Source organism: Halalkalibaculum sp. DA384 (assembly GCF_043951955.1).
Classification (GTDB): Bacteria; Bacteroidota; Rhodothermia; order Balneolales; family Balneolaceae; genus JAMQKA01.
Window position 1 is genome coordinate 1 of sequence record NZ_JBINJE010000031.1, and the last position, 20,157, is coordinate 20,157.

Consider the following 20,157-nt stretch of genomic DNA (forward strand, 5'->3'; position numbering starts at 1 on the left):
GTGACGCTATTGCAGTACATCAATTGGCAAAACGATGAACCCATTAATCGCATTAAACATGCATTGGCTGCTTAAGGTTAACCCCTAAACGCGTTCTTTTAGTTATGAGAATACTGCTAATCATACTCTCCTTAACCGGGCTGGCACTGACGCTCTTGCCGTCAGTGCTGGTCTTTCTACAGGAACTGTCCCTCGAAGATCATAAACTATACATGATTTTCGGGATGGTTCTATGGTTTATTACGGCTCCCTTCTGGGTTAAAGAGCAGGAGTTGTAGTCAGGTTCGGGGAGAGTTTTTATAACTCACAATGGCATCTGTTGGTGCGGCAATGTCAATGTAACGGGATTCCGGGAATCAAAATACAGTTCATTACCCGACCCTGGTTACAGTAACGCGCAGCACTTATTTTCTGTCGAAATCAGTGAACAAAGGCCTTTTTAAAGCCGGGGTTTTGTCCGGAATTGAAGTCAATGAATTCGTAATGGCAGTTTATATTGCGCAAATAAATGTGTTGAATACGAGTTGATTTTAAGTTCGACAAGACAACGGCTTTGCAAAGATCTCTTAACAGTTAAATAAACCAGTTTTTGAATGAAGATTGATCAGCAGCAAATTGAAGACCACAACCGGAACTATACTCAACGACACGAGCACCGGTTTGAGTCGCTGGCAGATCAGCTGGTTAAACAGGATCATCCTGTCGAAGAGTTGATCGATCATCTGGCAGCTTTCCAGGTGGCTATTCCCAGCTGGGCGCTTGGAGCGGGCGGAACCCGTTTCGGGCGGTTTCCCATAGGGGGGGAGCCCGGAAATCTGGAGGAAAAAATTGCTGATGTTGGCATTCTTCATGCGTTGAATCGCTCGAGCGGGGCTATTTCACTGCATATTCCCTGGGATATACCGGAGGACAGCGCCGCTGTCAGGGAACTGGCTGAACAGCATGATCTTGTTTTTGATGCGGTCAATTCCAATACGTTCCAGGACCAGGAAGGCCAGGAACACTCCTACAAGTTCGGCTCGCTGTGTCATACGGATCAAGCCGTTCGACAACAGGCTATTGACCATAATATTGAGGTCATCGGGTATGGCAAACAACTCGGATCCAAAGCATTGACGGTGTGGCTGGCGGACGGGTCAAATTTCCCGGGGCAGCAGAACTTTCAAAAAGCCCTGTCCAATACCCAGGCATCACTGGAGCAGATATATGCGGCGCTTCCCGCAGACTGGGAGATACTGATCGAGTATAAACCGTATGAACCCAATTTTTACTCGATGGTGATCCCGGACTGGGGCACTTCGTTTCTCCTGGCGAATAAACTCGGAGATAGGGCACAGACGCTGGTAGATCTTGGACACCATCTGCCGAATACCAATATAGAACAGATTGTGGCTACCCTGCTGATGGAAGACAAGCTGGGTGGATTCCATTTTAATGACTCGAAATACGGCGATGATGATCTCACAACGGGGACCATAAAGCCGTACCAACTGTTCCTGATTTTTAATGAGCTGGTTCAGGGTACGGAGAATCCCGCCGATCTCAGGCAGAATATTGCATGGATGATTGACGCCAGTCACAATGTTAAAGATCCGCTGGAAGACCTGTTGCAGTCGGTGGAGGCGATAAACCAGGCCTATGCAAAAGCGATGCTGGTAGATCGAGAACTACTGGAGGAGGCAAGGAATTCAAATGACCCGGTGCTGGCCCAGGAAACGTTGCAGGACGCCTGCCAGACCGATGTCCGGCCGCTGCTGAGGGAAGCCCGAATTCGAAACAAGGCGGCGGCCGATCCGCTTCAGCTATACCGACAACTGGAGGTCCGCAACAAGCTGGTGGAAGAGCGCGGCTCAGAGACCCGGGCCACAGGGCTGTAAAACGCACAAGTACTGGACCGGCTGACTGTATTTTCAGGATAATGCCGGTTGCGGAGAACCATTATTTTTAAGTAAACAACAGATTTATACCATTGAAACAAGAGGAAGGAATACCGGTTACAGCCGTTTTTGATATCGGGAAGACCAACAAGAAATTTCTGCTTTTTGACGAAAGATACAGGGTCGTTTTTCAAAATAGTACAGAACTGGACCAGACCACTGATGATGACGGGGATTCCTGTGAGGATCTCGAGCAGCTGGTGCACTGGATTGGCAAGCAGTTTGAAAATGTAACCGGTAATGAGGATTACAGGGTAGAAAAGCTTAATTTTTCTACCTATGGCGCAACGCTGGTTCATCTCGATAAGGAGGGACAGCCTGTTACCCCGCTATACAATTACTTGAAAGATTATCCCGAACCGCTGCAGCAAAAGTTTTATGACCAGTATGGCGGGCAGAGCCAGTTTTCAATTGAAACGGCTTCTCCCCCGATGGGGATGCTCAATTCCGGCCTGCAGCTCTACTGGCTTAAATATCGCAAGCAGGAACAGTTTAAGAAAATAAATCACACCCTGCATTTTCCCCAGTACTTGAGCTACCTTTTTACGGACAAGGTACATTCTGAACTGACAAGTATAGGATGCCATACGGGGATGTGGAATTTCAGGGAAAATGGATATCATCGCTGGCTGGAGGCCGAGAGAATGCTCGGTCTGCTACCCGATATCAAACCAGTGGGAGCAACTTATCCCCCTGTGGGAACGGATCTGGATATTCAGATAGGGAACGGTATTCACGACAGTTCAGCCGCACTGGCACCATACCTGATTGCGCTTGAGGATCCTTTTTTGCTGGTATCCACGGGTACCTGGAGTATCTCGTTTAATCCCTTCAATACCGATCCGCTTACATTCGAGGAGTTGAAACGAGACTGCCTGTGCTACATGAATATCTATGGTGAGCAGGTTAAAGCCTCAAGACTATTTTTGGGTAAGGAGTACATGCATCAAAAACGCCGGCTGGAATCTCATTTTAACCGGGAAAGTACGGCTTCAGCCCCCGAACTGGACCCCGGTTTGCTGCGATCCCTGATTAATGAAGGAAATCCAGCAAAAAGACTTCAGCTTGAACAGGCTTACGGGTCCGGCCCGTACCCGCAAAAAGAGGCTGGAAACTGGAAACTGAATTCTTTTGAATCATACCAGGAAGCCTATCACCAGCTTATGCTGGACCTGGTTTCCATTCAAACCGACTGTATAGGCCTGGTTGAGGGGGAGCAAAAGCTGAATAAACTGATTGTGACGGGGGGATTCAGCCAAAACAAATTTTATATGAAGATGCTGGCCAGCGCGTTTCCCGGGAAGAAAGTATATACCGCTTCCCTGTCTAACGCCTCGGCCCTGGGAGCGGCCCTGGTGATAAATGACCCGGAATCATTTGGGAAAGACGCGCAAAAAGAATTACTTGATCTTACATTGCATACACCACTGCAGGATACAGGCATTGAAGAATATCGCTGGAAATCATCCGCTGAACGCATTTAAAAGAGTTGAAGGGTAAGACAAAACGGAATGCAGATCTCTCTATTTATAACATGCTTTAACGACACTCTATTCCCGGATACGGGCAAGGCAACGGTGCAGCTGCTGGAGCGGCTGGGTCATACTGTGGAATTCCCGATGGAACAGACCTGCTGCGGGCAGATGCATTACAACACCGGGTACCATGATGAGGCAATCCCCCTGGTGCGTAAATTTGTGGAGGTTTTCGGGGATGCCGAAGCAATTGTGGCACCCTCGGCTTCCTGCGTGGCCATGGTTCACGAATTTTATCATAAAGTGGCTGAGCGGGCCGAAGACCAGGGACTGGCGCGGGAAGTGGATCGGGTTGTACCCCGCGTGTTTGAGCTGTCCCAGTTTTTGGTGGATGAACTGGGAGTGGAGGATGTGGGAGCCTACTACCCGCACCGCGTTACGTATCATCCGACCTGCCACTCCCTGCGGATGCTAAAGGTCGGCGATGCCCCGTTACGGCTGCTCCGCAACGTAAAGGGACTGGACCTTATAGAGCTCCCCGCTGCGGAGGAGTGCTGCGGCTTTGGCGGAACATTTGCTGTCAAAAATGCGGATACCTCCATGGCAATGCTCGGCGACAAAATTCGGCATATAAAAGATACCGGGGCGGAGGTCTGTATCGCTGGTGACAACTCCTGCCTGATGCATATCGGGGGTGCCCTGCAGCGTCAGCGCGGCGGGGTAAAAACCGTGCATCTCGCAGAAATATTGGCCTCGACGGAAGACTGAGGCTTTGAGAATGAACCCGGCAGCACGGCAATCTGCTCAATTTAACAGAATACAGTAACCATGAGTGCAAAATCCGACATTCAACAGACGCCCACATTCCAGGCTTCGGCCAAGGCGTACCTCGACAACACCCAGCTGCGCAGAAACATCGGTCATGCCACTCATACCATCCGGGACAAACGCCAGGAAGTAGTCGATGAAAAGCCGGACTGGGAAGCCCTGCGCGAGGCGGGAAACAAGATCAAGCAGCGCACGATGCGTCACCTGGACCGGTACCTGCTGCAGCTCGAGGAGTCGGTACAGCGGGCCGGGGGAACGGTACACTGGGCGCGGGATGCTGAGGAGGCCAACCGAATCATCGTGGACCTCGTGAAGCAGCAGCAGGTCGAAGAGGTGGTCAAGGTGAAATCGATCACAACCGACGAAATAAAATTAAACAAGGCGCTGGCCGGCGAAGGGATACAGGCACTGGAAACCGACCTGGCGGAACTGATTGTGCAACTGGCTGAAGATGAACCTTCACATATACTGGTGCCGGCGATTCACAAAAACCGGGCGGAGATCCGTGAGCTCTTCAAGAAAAAACTGAACCAAAAGGAACTGAGTGATCGCCCCGAGGACCTGGCCGAGGCGGCGCGCCTTTACCTGCGCAAGAAATTTTTGAGTGCAAAGGTGGGAATCAGCGGGGGGAACTTTGCCGTGGCGGAAAGCGGAACGATCTCTGTCGTGGAATCAGAGGGAAACGGCCGGATGTGTACCACGCTCCCGGAAACGCTGATCACGGTGATGGGCATCGAAAAACTGATACCCACCTGGCGCGATTTTGAAGTGTTCATGCAGCTGCTGCCCCGTTCGGCCACGGCCGAGCGTATGAATCCCTACAACTCATTTTGGACCGGCGTAACGGAGGGGGACGGGCCGCAGGAATTTCACCTGGTGCTGCTGGACAACGGCCGGACGAATGTATTGGGTGACGAGGTAGGGCGGCAGACCCTCAACTGCATCCGCTGCAGTGCCTGCCTGAATGTGTGTCCGGTGTACGAGCGTACCGGTGGACATGCCTACAATTCGGTGTATCCCGGTCCCATTGGAGCGATACTGACACCACAGCTCAAAGGACTGGAAGATGATGGCGTAGCATCGCTGCCGTATGCCTCCAGCCTGTGCGGCGCCTGTTACGAGGTGTGCCCGGTGAAAATTAATATCCCTGAAGTACTCGTACATCTGCGGGGCAAAATTGTAGATAAGAAAATGCGGGGCGGCGGTCTGAAAAACAAGATGGATGAGGAGCATATCGGCATGAAGCTGATGGCACGGGCGTTTAAAAAACGATCGCGCTACGAACGGGCTCAAAAGATTGCGCGTGTGGGACAGGGATTTTTTGAGCGTGACGGCACCATCTCAAAGCTGCCAGGACAGCTCTCCGGGTGGACCGCCATGCGTGATTTGAAACCGATCCCCAAACAAACATTCAGAGAATGGTGGAAGGAACGAGACAACGATGAGTGACGGAAGAGAAGAGATACTGAATCGGGTACGAACGGCACTTTCGGGAGTTCCGGAGGATGAGGAACCGGGTGATATACCTGTTCCGCGGGAATACCGGCGGAAGGGATCGCTGGATGATGCACAGCTGACCGACCTGTTTGCCGAGCGAACCGGTGAGTACAAAGCGACCATCCAGCGGGTTGAGGAAAAGGACCTGCAATCTGTTATTTCGGCAGCTTGTCAAAAGGAGAAGGTGGAACGCCTGGTGGTGCCCGCCCAGTTTCCGGAGCGGTGGCTGCCGGCTGATCTTGAGCTGCTGCATGACGAGGTCGACCAGCCGCTTTCGCACCGACAGCTGGATGAATCGGACGGCGTGGTAACGACGTGTGCCCTTGCCGTGGCAGAAACGGGAACCATCATCCTGGATGCCGGACCCGGGCAAGGGCGCCGGGCGCTCACGCTGCTGCCCGACTACCACCTGTGTATTGTGCGGGAAGATCAGATCGTAGAAGTTGTCCCGGAGGCGTTCGAACGATTTAATGAAAAGATTCAACAGGACGGCCCCCCGCTTACCTTTATTTCGGGCCCCTCGGCTACCTCCGATATTGAGCTGAACCGCGTAGAGGGCGTTCACGGTCCCCGCCGGCTGGAAGTGCTTATAGCCTCAAAATAGTTATATTCGATTTAAAGCTATGAAGGGATCAGAAATCGGATGTTCGAGCACGCCGGCCCTTCTCACATTTTAATCCGACAGCAGATCATCTTACGTATGAATATATTAACTCGCATAAGTACCCTGCTCGCTCTTTTTTTACTGGTTACTTCTCAACTACTGGCACAGCAGGGGAGCGTCCGGGAGGGTTTGACCTTCCAGAGTTCTATTCTTGAGAAGAAGGTCAACTACAGCATCTATCTTCCGCCGAATTATGACGATACGAACCGAGAATACCCGGTGCTCTACCTGTTGCATGGATATACTGACAATGAAGATGGCTGGATCCAGTTCGGGCAGGTTAAAAAGATCGTGGACCGGCAACATGACAATATCGATGTTTCAGAAATGATTATCGTGATGCCGGATGCAGGGGTTAGCTGGTATATCAACAGCCATGACGGGGATACCCGGTATGAAGACTTTTTTGTGGATGAGTTTATTCCGGGCATCGATTCCACCTACCGCACACGCAGCTCAAAAGAGTTTCGGGCGGTGGCCGGACTTTCCATGGGCGGGTACGGAACTCTGATCCTGGCACTGAAACATCACGAGCTGTTTACTGCTGCCGCTCCACTGAGTGCGGCCGTTTTTCTGGATGAAGAGATTGAAGAGATGGACCAGGAGACCTGGGACGGCGTCTTTCAGATTCCGTTTGAAGAGGGATTGACTGGAAAACAGCGCTTTACGGACCATTATCGCCAAAATTCGATACTGGATATCGTGGAAAACGGGAATGCCGACTCGCTGAATACGGTAGACTACTATATCGACTGTGGAGATGATGATTTCCTCGTGAAAGGTAATATGGCCTTGCACAGCGCCATGATCGACAAGGAGATTGAGCACGAATTCCGGATACGAGACGGGGGGCATACCTGGGATTACTGGCGATCGGCACTGCCGCAGGTTCTAACGTTTGTCAGCCAGAGCTTCCATCGTTAATAAATGGATTTTTCCAGCGAAGGGCTTAAATTCGTTGGTAGGCTGGTTCCACCGGTAGGAGGCCGATTTTTTTGTGCAGTTTCCGATATGTCGGGCCGTGGCGCATCATGCCTTTAGGCAGGGAACATGCTTTTTGTAAAGTATTGGTTTTTCGTTTCCTGTATATGTACATATTGGCAGGAGAGGGATATTACAATCAATAGGTAACAGGGGGTTAAGATGGAGGATATGGACAACTCACTACTGGATAGATATGGCCGATTGCTCTCGCTGGATTTTTATCGGGGACTCACCATGTTTTTGCTTATTGCCGAGGGGGCCGGTCTCTGGTTTGCCGTCGTTGACCCGTATTTCGAAGGGAGCCTTATCAGCACCATCGGCACTCAGTTTCATCATCACCCGTGGAATGGACTCCGTTTCTGGGATCTCGTACAGCCGTTTTTTATGTTCATTGTCGGGGTGGCCATGCCGATCTCATTTGGTAAACGGTGGGCACGCGGGGATTCCTGGAGTTCAACCTTGCAGCATGCCGTTAACCGGTCTATTGTGTTACTTGCCCTGGGTTTGCTTCTTCACTGTATCTATGCGGGTGAAATTGTATTTGAACTCTGGAATGTGCTCTCACAGCTCTCTTTCACTTATCTGCTGGCATTTCTGATAATGCGTAAAAGCTGGAAATTTCAGATTGGATTCTCCGCTGGCCTGCTACTCCTTACGGAACTTCTGTACCGTCTCTGGTGGGTTGATGGGTTCAATCAGCCTTTTACACCAGACAAAAATTTCGGTGCCTGGCTTGACCTGGTGCTTATGGGGAAACTCAGCGGAGGGCACTGGGTAGCCGTTAATGCCATTCCCACAGCGGCCCATACGATCTGGGGAGTGATCGCCGGACAGCTGTTGATAAGCAGCCGGGGATCGGTTGAAAAAATTAAAAAACTGCTAATATATGGCATAGGATTGCTCCTTGTGGGATATCTGCTCGATCCGGTGACACCTATTGTCAAGCGAATTGCCACCTCTTCCTTTACCATCGCCAGCGGGGGCTGGTGTCTGTTGGCGCTGGCTGTATCATTTTACCTGTTTGATGTGAAAAAAATATATACCGGCAACGCTCGCTTTTTTGCTATTGTGGGAATGAATCCCCTATTTATCTATCTGTTCAGTGAATTGGGGGGTGTTGACTGGTTTTACAGCATGGTAGAGGTATTTACTGTGGATATCCTGGGACTGGTATCCGTTCCCGGAGCTTGGATAGGTGTCGTAACCTCGCTAATCGTATTGGGCATGATGTGGTACATGACCTATTTCCTGTACAAGCGGAAGATATTTATCTCAATTTAATGCTGAGTGCACTCTGCCGGAAAAGACCACCGTCTAACCGGGTTCAATATTGTTGTACTTTTAGTATGTTTGGTTTAAAAGAGGGCTTTGTAAAACCCTCAATTCCTCGTTCTGGGGGCGTTCTACTCCCGTTAAAAGGTCACCAAGGTCGGTAGTACAACTCCCTCCCAACAAAATAGCAGGTTCTGCAAAGGTCTCTTAAAAGAAATAGTATGATATACCTGACATGAGCGCACAGAATCCACGTATACAACTTCCTGAAAATTATCCGAACGATCCTTTCCTGGAAAAGCTGTTTAGCAGGATCAATACGTCAAGAGAAAATTTTGTCATCACCGGGAAAGCGGGAACAGGCAAATCTACGTTTCTTCATTATCTTTCAGAAAATGCGATCAAGCGCTCGCTGGTTACCGCTTTTTCAGGGATTGCAGCCATAAATGTAGGGGGCGTCACCCTGCATTCATTGTTTCTGTTTCCATTCAAGCCGCTGCTGCCCGGGGATGAATCGATCAAGGAGTTCCGGTCGGGGAGCTCCCGTCGCCGCCTGCTCGAGAAGGTGGATATGATTATTATCGACGAGCTCTCCATGCTTCGTTCAGATATTTTCCAGGCGATCGACCATTCACTGAGGTTGAACACGGGGAACAGGTACCAGCCTTTTGGAGGCAAGCAGATGGTACTGTTTGGAGATATTTTCCAGTTGCCGCCCGTCGTTCAGAATGATCCGGTGGAACAGGATATCTTTTCCAATACCTACGAATCTGAATATTTTTTTGATGCCCCGGTATTTGAAGAAGCCGATTTTAATTTTGTAGAGTTGTTCAAGGTCTACCGGCAGGAGGATAAGGCGTTTGTCAAATTGCTGAACCGGGTGCGTACAGGGTTGGTAGACCAGCGTCACCTGCGGGAGCTGAACAAACGGCACGCACCAAATTACCTGCCGGGCAAGGAAGATTATGTAGTTACGCTGACCACAACCAACCGGGTGGCCAACCATGAAAATAATCGCCGGCTTGATTTGATTGACTCTCCTTCCCACCGGTATCACGCCAGGGTGGAGGGAGAATTTCCCAAAGATCGGTTTCCGACCGACCAGGTGCTGGAGTTGAAGGAGGGGGCGCAGGTGATATTTATCAAAAATGACCTTGAGGGGCATCGGTGGGTCAACGGAACGATCGCCAAAATTGAGCACCTGGAAAAAGAATCGATTACGGTTCGGCTGGAAAACGGGGAAACGCATGAACTGGAAAAAGAAACCTGGCACAACATCAAGTACAGGTACAACAAGCGCCGAAACCGGGTGGAGGAGGAGATTAAAGGGACGTTCATTCAGTACCCGGTAAAATTGGCGTGGGCCATGACAATCCATAAAAGCCAGGGGCTTACCTTTGAGCAGGTATTCCTGGATCTCGGCAGAGGGGCGTTTGTCAACGGGCAGCTGTACGTGGGACTCAGTCGCTGTACCAGTTTTAACGGTCTCTACCTGAAAAAGAAAATAACCTCGCGGGATATTATCAAAGATCCGCGACTGCTGGACTTCTACAAAAAACAGCGCGCCCAGGCTGCCCGTGAGAGCGACTTGATGGATATCCAAAAGCGTCAAAACTAGTACTTGGCATCAGAAAAAAGCGTAATTAATATTGTCAAGTTACAAGTGCAAAAAGCTTCCGGGTCCCCCATAAATTTTTTAAAACGCGGGCGTTGACTGACATCATGCAGATCGAAAAAAATATACTCAATCAGCGAACGCATTTGGTTTCGTAATTCCCAATGGGAGTTTGTCGATTCTCTGCGTACCTTTATATACGGTAAAGAAATATCAATCTATGGCAACACAAACTTTATTGATCAGCCATTAAAAATCGGGGAGGACCGCAATGGAAAAGCAGCATATATCTTCAGGCACAAAATGGGAGGACATTGTCGGATATTGTCGCGCTGTGCGAAAGGGCAACCAGGTGTATATTTCAGGTACGACGGCAACGGATGAAAACGGGGACGTGATCGGCAAGGGTGATCCCTACCGGCAAACGGTGCAGATTATTAATAATATCGATCATGCACTGCGGAAAGCGGGGGCTTCGCTTGAAGATGTTGTACGGACCCGAATTTATGTACGGAATATTGACCAGTGGGAAGATATTGGCCGCGCGCACGGTCTTTTTTTTGAAGACATTCAGCCGGCCACCAGCATGATCGAGATCAGTCGGCTGATTGATCCCGATATGCTGGTAGAGATTGAGGCGGTCGCCATTGTTGACTGAACTTGTTGGTAAGCAGTTCAATACTTCTAATCGGGCTTATATACTACAAGTATACTATTTCGTGAAAATCCGGGCTAACTTATCAGCAGCAGGGGACATTTTGCCATATGAAAAATTTTGCCGGCCCATTCTTCCCTGATCAGGGGTTGATCTTTGGGCATGACCAGCAAGCTGCCGTACAGTTTATTCAGCAGGCGGGTGACGTTCCAGATATTGTGCTGTTTGAGCAGGTGCAGGCGAACCGGAATACTGGCGTTTTGGACCCGCTCTTCAATCTCTTTATTCCTGTTGTTTACCGAATCAGACTGGTTGGCCAGCCCGATGACGAGAAGCCGGGTACTGCTCTTCCGGGCAATCTTCAGTGCCAGTTCCAGGCTGCGTTGCGCTTGCTCGGTCCCGTCGTAGATGCAGATGACCGGAGCCCCGCCAATCGATAGTCCGTGCTCCAGCATAAGCACCGGTTTGGAGGATCGGCGGACTATAAACCGGGCCGTTTTACCCAGCTTGCTCTCCTGTTTGTGGGAATGCCCGGCCCGACCGATGGTGATCAGGTCGGCCTCCTCGGATGCCTTGATCAGTTCATCTTCAATCGAGCCCTGAACCGAATCGAGGGTATGGGGAATTTCCATTGTGCCTGCCACCTGTTTCAGCAGGTCCCGGATCCTGTTTTCCACTAGTTTGCTCTGTCTGCTGATATCTTCCTCGCTGAACGTACGCGGTTCACCGGTTAGTTCACTTACCTCAGAGATCAGCGAAAGACGGCTGATCTGGTGCCAGGTCGCATCACTTACATACAACCCCCTGAGTTCGGCTTCGGAGAGTTTGGCCAGGTAGGCGGCTGCCTGCAGGGCGGCCCGGCTGTGATTTGAAGTGTCGAGGGCTACGAGAATGCGCCGAAAGCCGATATCCGGAAGTTCTTCAGTCATCAGTTTTATTCCTGCTTTCCATTCGTGGTCGAAGCAAAAGCTTTCCTGTTTTGGGCCAGCTGGTCAAGCTGGTTAACCACCCTTGCATTGATGGTACCATCGGGATAATTGCACTCTTCGTCGGCCATGCCCATCTCCATTCCCGTCAGAATTTCCATCCCTTCATCAACTGTTTCTACAGCATAGATGTGAAACTGATCTGCTTCTGCCGCATCAACTACATCCTGCCGGAGCATCAGGTTTTTGACGTTGGCGCGGGGAATCAGCACGCCCTGTTCGCCGGTGAGTCCACTCTTTTTGCACACATCAAAAAAGCCCTCGATTTTTTCATTGACTCCTCCGATCGGTTGAATTTTACCGTGCTGGTTGACCGAGCCGGTTACGCTCAGCGACTGCCGCAGCGGAATTTTGCCGATAGCCGAAAGCAGGGCATACAGCTCGGCGGAGGAGGCGCTGTCTCCGTCGATGTTGGAGTAGGATTGTTCAAAAACAAGGCTGGCCGAAAGCGAGAGCGGGCGGTGCTGGGCGTAGCGGTCTCCCAGGAATCCCTTCAGTATGAGTACACCTTTGGAGTGAATGGGACCACTCATATCCACCTCGCGTTCGATATCGATGATTTCTCCTTTCCCGATCTGAATACGGGCGGTAATCCGGTTGGGCTTGCCAAACATCAGTTCGCCCAGCTTAATTACTGAAAGACCGTTGACTTGTCCGATCTCCGTACCCTCGGTATCGATAAAGATTTGATTGCGTTCAATGGATTCCTGGATTTTATCCCGAATACGGCTGGCACGATACACCTGCTGTTCGATCGCCTGCTGGACATCCTCTCGCTGAACGACATCATGATTATTTTTCCCGGCCCAGAAATCGGCCTGAACAAGAAGGTCGCTCAACTCTTCGGTTTGGGTCGAAAGCTTTTCATTATCCCCGACCATGCGTGCGCTCTGCTCGATGACTCGTGAAACGGCGTGCTTGTCAAAATGCCGCAGGTCGTGCTGCTGGACAAGACCCGCCAGCAGCTTGGAGTACAGCTGCTGATTGTCCGAATTGCGATCCATCTCATCTTCAAAATCGGCCTCGATTTTGAAGAGGGCGTTAAAGTCGGGATCGAGATTGCAGAGCATATAATAGAGCAGCCGCTCGCCCAGCAACACCACTTTCACCTTCAGGTCCAGGGGTTCCGGTTCCAGGGAAACGGTGCTGATCATACTGTAGGAATCGCCCAGCGATTCAATTTTCAGGTCTCCGGATTTAATAGCGCGCTTTAGTCCCTCCCAGGCAAACGGCTCCAGTAAAACACGGCGGGCATCCAACACCAGGTAACCCCCGTTCGCTTTATGGAGGGCCCCGGGTTTGATCAGGTTAAAATTGGTGGTAAGTGCTCCCATTTTTGATTTGTATTCGACGCGACCCAGTAAATTTTTATAACTGGGATTGTCTTCATAGATGACCGGTGCGCCTTCGGTATCCTGGTGATCCACAAGAACGTTCACCCGGTAGCGCTGCAGGATCGGGTGATCCTCCGGGCTGGATTTGGAGGGCCGATTCATTCCTCCGGCGTTCTGACCGCTCATCTGCTGCATCATGGCGGCCATACCCCCCTGTTGTCCCTGCTGATTACCAAGGATCGCCTGCACATTTTCCACGATATCGGTTTCAACCTTGTTGAGAAAAGCCTGAACGTGGTCAAGATCAGAAAACGCGTTCCGGATCTCCTTGAAAAGCTCCTTTATGGCATAAGTGGCGATTTCGCGATCCAGTTTCTTCATCCGGTCGCGCACCTTCCGCTTGTTGGCGGGCATCTTCTGGATGATTTCCTGGAGCTCTTTTTGCAGCTCCTGCATATGCTCTTCCAGCTTTCTACGCTCCTCTTCCGGGAGCTCCTGGACTTCCTTTTCACTCATCAGGTTGCCATCCCGGGTGGGAGCAAAAGAGAAGCCTGAGGGCGTACGGATCAGGGCCAGCCCTTTTTCCTTTGCTTTCTGCTGCAGGTCTTCAAACGTTTTGTCCTGTTCTTGCTGAACCTGGTCTTTCAGCGCCTGCCGGCGGTTTTGATACTCCTCCGTCTCAAAGGAGGATTCCAGGGTGGGAATCAGGTCTTCCAACAGCTCGTCCATCATTTCCTGCAGGGTTCTTCCTCGTCCGGCCGGCATTAACAGTTTATCCGGCTTCAGGCTGTCATCGAAGTTGTTCACGTAACAGATGTCGGGGGGCGTTTCTTCCTGTTTGGCCCGTTCCTGCAGGAAATGCCTTATATGGGTTTCCTTGTCCGTTTTTTGCGGTCCAAGAGCGAAAATATTGTAGCCGGTTCGGTCCATCTCCACCCCCATCTGCAGCGCCGTGGAGAGGCGATCCTGCCCCAGGATGGTGGTATAATCCTTGATCTCTTCCGTGGTCTCAAAATTAAACTGGTCGGCATCGCAAACGTTGTTGAGTGATACAGGATCTAGTTTTTTCACAGGAGTATAATTTGTTCGATCGTTACTATTACTCGGTGATGTATGCTAACTTAATGTGTGTAAACTTTTTCTCGTTCCAAAGGCGCTTGGTAGAATTTAAATTGAACTCAACATTTGCAAGAATTTGTTACAATGAAAGGAGAGGGTGTTGAACAACCGTTGGATTTGCGATGGCCTTTAATATTTGGTTAAGGAAGTCGGATATATTCGATTCTCACGTCAATTTCTAAAGAAAAATAACAGGCAGGGAGACAGACAATGGAGGTACTCGTCAGGCACAAGGTAGAGGATTTTGTTCGATGGAGAGAGGTTTTTGAGTCCCACAAAAATGCACAACGGGAGGCGGGCATGCAACTCAAAAAGCTGTGGCGCAACGTGGATGAACCGGACGAAGTAATACTGCTTTTTGATGTGGATGACCCGGAACAGGCAAGAGAGTTTCTCTATTCCGCGGATATCCCCGATGCCAAAAATGGTTCTGGCGTAATTGATGATCCGGATATCTATTTTTTGGAATGAAGGAGTACAAGACCGGGTGTTACAACATCCCATGAACCCGAGGAGCGACGAGAATGCTAAAATCATAGCCTGATAACGACTTCCGGGCTCAGAAGCCTGGCAGTCAAGTCCCCTCGGCCATTTCTGTAAAATCAAAAAGGGGAGAGAGATCCTGCTTTCGCAGCCCATTCTGCGTGAATTTATGTAAAATCCTTTGTATAGTAGCTTGATACTGATCGCGAGATTATTTTCCCACCGTTGAGCGGGCACGTGATCGGTACCGGGAATACAAATGGAAATGGGGATTTAACATGGAGATTCGAGTTTGCCGATGAAACAATACTTGAAATTAATAATGGCGGCGGGTGTACTTGTTATAACTGGACTTTTTTCCCGGGGATGTTCACCGGAAGGGACAATGGGTTCTGGAAAAAACTGGTATGAATACCAGGGGGGACCAGAGCGAAATCAATACTCTGAACTCGGGCAGATAACGCCCCGAAATGTGGACAAGCTGGAGGTTGCATGGGAATATCACACACAGGATACCGGGCAGGTTCAGACCAATCCCGTCATCGTAAATGACACTCTTTACGGGATGACGGCTACGGTACAGCCGTTTGCTCTTAATGCGGCTACAGGACAGGAATATTGGCGAAAGAGGGGGGAAGGACCTCCCCGATTAAACAGCAGCCGCGGACTGGTCTACTGGGAAGAGGGTAATGACAAACGAATTCTATATACACACGGAGAATGGCTCTACACGCTTGATGCCGCTACCGGCAACGCGATTCCGGCTTTTGGTGACAGCGGACGGGTGAGCCTGAAGGCCGGTTTGGAGCGGGAAGCCCAGGATAAAATGGTGATGTCAACCACGCCGGGTACGGTTTACCGGGATCTTGTTGTCATGCCGTTGCGGGTTTCAGAGGGACCCGGGGCCGCCAAGGGTCATATACAGGCGTTTAATATTAAAACCGGTGAGGTGGAGTGGGTATTTCACACGATCCCCAAACCGGGCGAATTTGGGTATGAAACATGGCCGAAAAATGCCTATGAAAATCCCGCAATCGGGGGAGCCAACAACTGGGCAGGCATGGCCGTAGACCGCCGGCGCGGCATCGTTTATATACCTACGGGATCAGCGTCGTATGATTTTTACGGGGGCAACCGAAAGGGCAAAAATCTTTTTGCCAATTCACTGCTGGCCCTGGATGCCGAAACCGGGGAGCGGATTTGGCACTACCAGTTTGTACATCATGACATACTGGATCGGGATCTGCCCGCCCCACCCAACCTGTTGACCGTTACCCGGGGTGGTAAAGAGATCGATGCGGTGGCACAGACAACAAAACAGGGTTTTGTGTTCCTGTTTGACCGGGAGACCGGTGAGCCGTTGTTCCCGATCGAAGAGCGTCCGGTCCCTGAATCGTACGTAGGGGGAGAGCACACCTGGCCTACGCAGCCGTTTCCGACCAGACCCGCTCCCTATGCCCGGCAGACGCTGACCCCGGACGATATCAGCCCCTATGCCGAGAATCGTGAAGAGTTAAGGGAAACGGTGCGCAATAGTCGTTTCGAAGGACCGTTTACGCCGTTGAGTGCGCAGGGAACCATCGTCTTCCCGGGGCTGGACGGCGGGGCCGAATGGGGAGGCGCTGCCGCAGATCCCCAAGGCATCCTGTATGTAAACAGCAACCAGATGGCGTGGCATATCCGCATTAGCCCGGCGATCCCTGAAGAGGAACTGCAAAAGATGAGCCCCGGTAAACGCCTGTATACCACAAATTGTACAACGTGTCACGGTCCCGACCGTTCCGGAAACCCCGCCAGTGGGTTTCCGGCGCTAACAGGGCTGGACAATACCCGTTCCAAAGAGTACGTGGAAAATATTATTACAGGCGGAAAAGGCATGATGCCTGCCTTTGGGAGCCAGTTGTCTGATCCGGAAACCGAGGCGTTGATAGCTTATTTATTCAATGAAGAACAGCTGTCCAACAGTAGCGGGGAACCGGTCCCGGATCAACCGGATACCGCCCGCCCGGAGGTTCCCTACCAGATTTCAGGGTACACCAGGTTTGTCGACAGCAATGGATATCCAGCGATAAGCCCGCCCTGGGGCACCCTGAATGCGATTGACCTGAATTCCGGAGAATACCTGTGGAAAGTAACGCTGGGCGACCATACCGGGTTGCGGGATGAGGGGGATCCCAAAACCGGGACGCAAAACTATGGAGGGCCTGTTGTGACGGCCAGCGGCCTGCTGTTTATTGCCGGTACCAGCGACGGGAAGTTCAGGGCTTTTGACAAGGAGACCGGTGAACTGCTGTGGGAGACGACGCTTCCTGCAGCCGCCTTTGCCACCCCCAGTACCTATGAAGTCGATGGAAAGCAGTATATCGTGGTGGCATGCGGGGGAACAAAGCTGGGTACGCCGGGTGGGGACAGTTATGTAGCGTTTGCGCTGCCGGAATGACTTGGTTTCTGGTGCCATGTCAACGATGAAGATTCAGATTTACCGGAAAGCAGATGACACGGATGCTGCAAACCACCACGGAATAATAGTTATAACAGTGTTTCTGCATGAACGATCTCCGTAGATCAGCCTGATCGGTGTTTATCTGCGTCCGATCAGGAACAGACCGCGATAGAGGGTTTGACGCGATATCAGTGTGGGAGAGGGAAGAAGATTATCATGTTCAAAAGCTGAGAGAGAGATTGAACGAGGGCTGAAAGCCTATATCATAGACATCGACAGGTACCGTTCTGAACCGGTTCTGTGCGGCCTCCCGGTCCAGCACAAAGGCCAGTTCCCGATACCAGGTGTTGCTGCGGTCAAAAAGATTAAAGATGGATAGCGAGCCGTTCAGCTCTCCAAAAGAGAGGGAGCGTTTATACTCAAGAGTAACATCTGTTCGCTGGTAATGGTCCAGCCGCTGAGCATTGGCAGCGCCGAATGTAGCCAGCCGGTTGGGGACGCCGCTGGCATACATCCAGCTCAGGTAGAGAAACACGCCGGGTGTAAGCTTACCGTCTAGTGTAATACCATAGCGATACGTTCGGTCCCAGTCCGCAAAAAATGGATCGCCATCATTAATCACCGGGTTTGAGAGGAGCATCTCCGAGATTGTAAATGTTTGGGTTATGCCCCACTGCCCGCTGTTGGCTTTTGCCAGGAATTCCACGCCTTGTCCTTTGCCGCTGTTGTCGATGTACCAAGGGGCGTTGTTAAAAGTGTTGGTCAGGGACAATGCGTTGATTTCGTGGAGACGTACATGGTCAAACTGCTTGTAATATCCCTCAATTTGTGCATTTAGCCAGTGGTTCGGTTCCAGGTAGAGTCCTGCCGAGTAGTATTCAACGCCTGTGGGCGGCTGGTCGGAATTGGCCATAATCCAGATGTCAGATGTAACAGTGTTGCTGAGTGAGATTTTGTTGAGGAACTGGAAGTTTCGGCTGTATCCGCCACCCACGGAAACCGCTGACTGTGGGAATAGTCGTAATTTCAGGCGCGGAGACCACCTCAGGTATTCGCCGTTACTGTAGTAATGCAGCCGGGTTCCACCCGATATGTCGGCCCAGTCAATGCCGGTATAGTCGAGCTGTGCATAGAGATCAATTTTGTGCGACTTCATGGAGGTGAAAAAGCCGGGCCGGTTGAAAGAATCCTCAAAATATTCTCCCAGGTAATAATGGTATGATATTCCGGCCGTCAACTGCCAGGGCTCGAAATGCAGATCGAGCTGCTGTTCGGCTTTCAGTTCGTTGAGGATGCTCCGGTTCTCAAAAGGGAATGTAAACAGCTGAAACGTGTCGTTATCCTGGTTGATCCGGGTATAGCTGAAATCGTCTTTTGAAAATTCCGATTGATAAATGCTGAATCCTGCCGTTGAGTGGATGTATAGTGATTCTGATAGCTGATCCTGGTATTGCACGCTGGAGGTACCGTTACTCCAGTCGTTGGTGGTTGCCACATCCCGGAATTCGATATTCTGGGAGGCGGACCGAAAGGTTCGATACAGGCGTTCGGCCTCCTGGCTGGTACGATCTCCTCCAAAATATCCGCTGAATATCAGACGGCTGCCGTCCTGATTTTCGACATACAGTTTGCCGTGCAGATCAAAGAAATGGGCGTCTGTCTTTCCGGGCTGAACAAGCCGGGTCTCGATGTTGACCAGGTTCTCATCCAATATCTCGCGGGATCGATTCACATTGAGTCCCCACTGTACCAGTTTCGAATTGTTGAGCCAGTCTACCGCATTCAGGTACGAACTGCGTCCCGAAACCATCCAGCTGCTGTTTCCCTTGCGCAGGGGGCCCTCCATTGTAAGCCTGTACGAGGTGTTGCTGGCCCCGACAGATGCTGAAAAGTTGTTGAGTGAGCCTGTCTGTGTAACCATTGAAAGGGTGCCGCCGGGTGGAGCCGGGTACTGGGCCGGGGCGATATCATAGTAAAATGCGCTGCGTTGCAGCACATCGGCGTTAAAGCTGTCCAACAGCCCGAAAAGGTGACTCTGATTAAACACTGTAAGACCGTCGATAAGCAGGTGGAAACCGTCGGCAGGGCTACCCCGTATGTGCATATCTCCGCTGAGGGCGGGGGAAAGGGAGGTGGAGGGGAGCACCTGGAGCGCCCGGACGGAGTTGGAGCTGCCCAGCGGACTGAAGGTACCGATATCAACCAGGCCGGATTCATTTTGATCCAGCTGCCCGTAATAGCTCGTACCGGTAACGACCAGCTCGTTACCGTCTATACGCTGGGGATCCAGGCGAAAAGTGACCTCCTCAAGGGACCGGGCGGAGAGATCCAGCCGGACTGTTTCGGGGAGATATCCGACGTAGGAAGAAGTTAACTCCAGTTTGGATCCACCGGAGGGATAATTCAGCTGAAAACGCCCGCTGCTGTTGGCGCTTTTCCCCCGGGTTTGGCCCTCCTGCTGCCAGGTGATTGTGGCAAACGGCAGGCGCTCACCCGTCGCGGCATCCACTACCTGTCCGCTTATTGTGATGGACTTGGACTCCTGTCCGGGCGCTGATGGTTCCTGCTTTATAATTATGACCTGGTTGTAGGCACTGTCTACCCTGATCTCCAGGTTGTGAGGCTGAAGTACCTGGCGGAGCTCTTCGAATGAAGGGGACGGCTTTGTGGAAAAATCAAGGTGAATGCCCGAAACCAGGGCTTCACGATATAGAAATCGAAATCCGGTCTCTTCCTGGATTTGCCGGAGAATTTCCGGAAGGGGACGTTGCCCGGAGGCAGACTGGGCGACTCCCTCCGCAAGGGGAAGAGAAAAATGAGTTGCCGTCAACAGGCAAAGAAACAGAACCCGCAATTGGATCATGT

At 51.2% G+C, this 20,157-nt stretch carries 15 protein-coding genes; 12 read left to right on the plus strand and 3 right to left on the minus strand.

Features of this window, described 5'->3' with window-relative positions; translation table 11 throughout:
* The first annotated feature begins 104 nt into the window (after window positions 1-104).
* From ACG2E4_RS14755 to ACG2E4_RS14800, 10 genes are all read left to right on the plus strand, one after another.
* Window positions 105-278: a hypothetical protein gene (locus tag ACG2E4_RS14755; protein WP_395259384.1), complete on the plus strand. Its 174-nt coding sequence runs from the start codon at window positions 105-107 to the stop codon at window positions 276-278.
* Between the two features lie 315 nt (window positions 279-593).
* The gene (locus ACG2E4_RS14760) at window positions 594-1,877 is read left to right on the plus strand and encodes a TIM barrel protein (protein WP_395277017.1); all 1,284 of its coding nucleotides are present in this window, start codon (window positions 594-596) and stop codon (window positions 1,875-1,877) included.
* Between the two features lie 92 nt (window positions 1,878-1,969).
* The gene (locus ACG2E4_RS14765; protein ID WP_395277018.1) at window positions 1,970-3,421 is read left to right on the plus strand and encodes an FGGY-family carbohydrate kinase; all 1,452 of its coding nucleotides are present in this window, start codon (window positions 1,970-1,972) and stop codon (window positions 3,419-3,421) included.
* Between the two features lie 27 nt (window positions 3,422-3,448).
* Entirely contained in the window at window positions 3,449-4,180 is a 732-nt protein-coding gene (locus ACG2E4_RS14770) for a (Fe-S)-binding protein (RefSeq protein ID WP_395277019.1), read from the plus strand.
* A gap of 60 nt (window positions 4,181-4,240) precedes the next feature.
* Window positions 4,241-5,689 (plus strand): LutB/LldF family L-lactate oxidation iron-sulfur protein, encoded by a 1,449-nt coding sequence (locus ACG2E4_RS14775; protein WP_395277020.1) that lies wholly within the window; start codon window positions 4,241-4,243, stop codon window positions 5,687-5,689.
* Window positions 5,682-6,341 carry a lactate utilization protein C gene (locus ACG2E4_RS14780; protein ID WP_395259379.1) on the plus strand — a complete coding sequence of 220 codons (660 nt, stop codon included), beginning with the start codon at window positions 5,682-5,684 and terminating at the stop codon, window positions 6,339-6,341. The genes ACG2E4_RS14775 and ACG2E4_RS14780 overlap by 8 nt, the downstream gene beginning before the upstream one ends.
* Before the next feature lie 96 nt (window positions 6,342-6,437).
* Window positions 6,438-7,325, plus strand: coding sequence for an alpha/beta hydrolase (locus ACG2E4_RS14785; RefSeq protein ID WP_395277021.1), 888 nt, complete (start codon window positions 6,438-6,440; stop codon window positions 7,323-7,325).
* 228 nt (window positions 7,326-7,553) lie between these two features.
* The gene (locus tag ACG2E4_RS14790; protein ID WP_395259377.1) at window positions 7,554-8,666 is read left to right on the plus strand and encodes an acyltransferase family protein; all 1,113 of its coding nucleotides are present in this window, start codon (window positions 7,554-7,556) and stop codon (window positions 8,664-8,666) included.
* A 226-nt stretch (window positions 8,667-8,892) separates the two neighbouring features.
* On the plus strand, window positions 8,893-10,275 hold the full coding sequence (locus ACG2E4_RS14795) for an ATP-dependent RecD-like DNA helicase (protein WP_395259376.1): 1,383 nt from the start codon (window positions 8,893-8,895) through the stop codon (window positions 10,273-10,275).
* 268 nt (window positions 10,276-10,543) lie between these two features.
* The gene (locus ACG2E4_RS14800; RefSeq protein ID WP_395259375.1) at window positions 10,544-10,930 is read left to right on the plus strand and encodes a RidA family protein; all 387 of its coding nucleotides are present in this window, start codon (window positions 10,544-10,546) and stop codon (window positions 10,928-10,930) included.
* A gap of 74 nt (window positions 10,931-11,004) precedes the next feature.
* On the opposite strand, the gene ACG2E4_RS14805 is transcribed toward ACG2E4_RS14800, so the two are convergent.
* Both ACG2E4_RS14805 and ACG2E4_RS14810 read right to left on the minus strand, forming a co-directional pair.
* On the minus strand, window positions 11,005-11,856 hold the full coding sequence (locus ACG2E4_RS14805) for a universal stress protein (RefSeq protein ID WP_395259374.1): 852 nt from the start codon (window positions 11,854-11,856) through the stop codon (window positions 11,005-11,007).
* Window positions 11,857-11,861: 5 nt separating this feature from the next.
* Window positions 11,862-14,318: a Lon protease family protein gene (locus ACG2E4_RS14810; RefSeq protein ID WP_395277022.1), complete on the minus strand. Its 2,457-nt coding sequence runs from the start codon at window positions 14,316-14,318 to the stop codon at window positions 11,862-11,864.
* Between the two features lie 258 nt (window positions 14,319-14,576).
* Here ACG2E4_RS14810 and ACG2E4_RS14815 point away from each other — a divergent pair, with 258 nt between their 5' ends.
* Together ACG2E4_RS14815 and ACG2E4_RS14820 are read left to right on the plus strand one after the other, a co-directional pair.
* Entirely contained in the window at window positions 14,577-14,837 is a 261-nt protein-coding gene (locus ACG2E4_RS14815; RefSeq protein ID WP_395259372.1) for a hypothetical protein, read from the plus strand.
* Between the two features lie 310 nt (window positions 14,838-15,147).
* On the plus strand, window positions 15,148-17,289 hold the full coding sequence (locus ACG2E4_RS14820; RefSeq protein ID WP_395277023.1) for a PQQ-binding-like beta-propeller repeat protein: 2,142 nt from the start codon (window positions 15,148-15,150) through the stop codon (window positions 17,287-17,289).
* A 223-nt stretch (window positions 17,290-17,512) separates the two neighbouring features.
* On the opposite strand, the gene ACG2E4_RS14825 is transcribed toward ACG2E4_RS14820, so the two are convergent.
* Entirely contained in the window at window positions 17,513-20,155 is a 2,643-nt protein-coding gene (locus ACG2E4_RS14825; protein ID WP_395277024.1) for a carboxypeptidase-like regulatory domain-containing protein, read from the minus strand.
* Window positions 20,156-20,157: the final 2 nt, after the last annotated feature.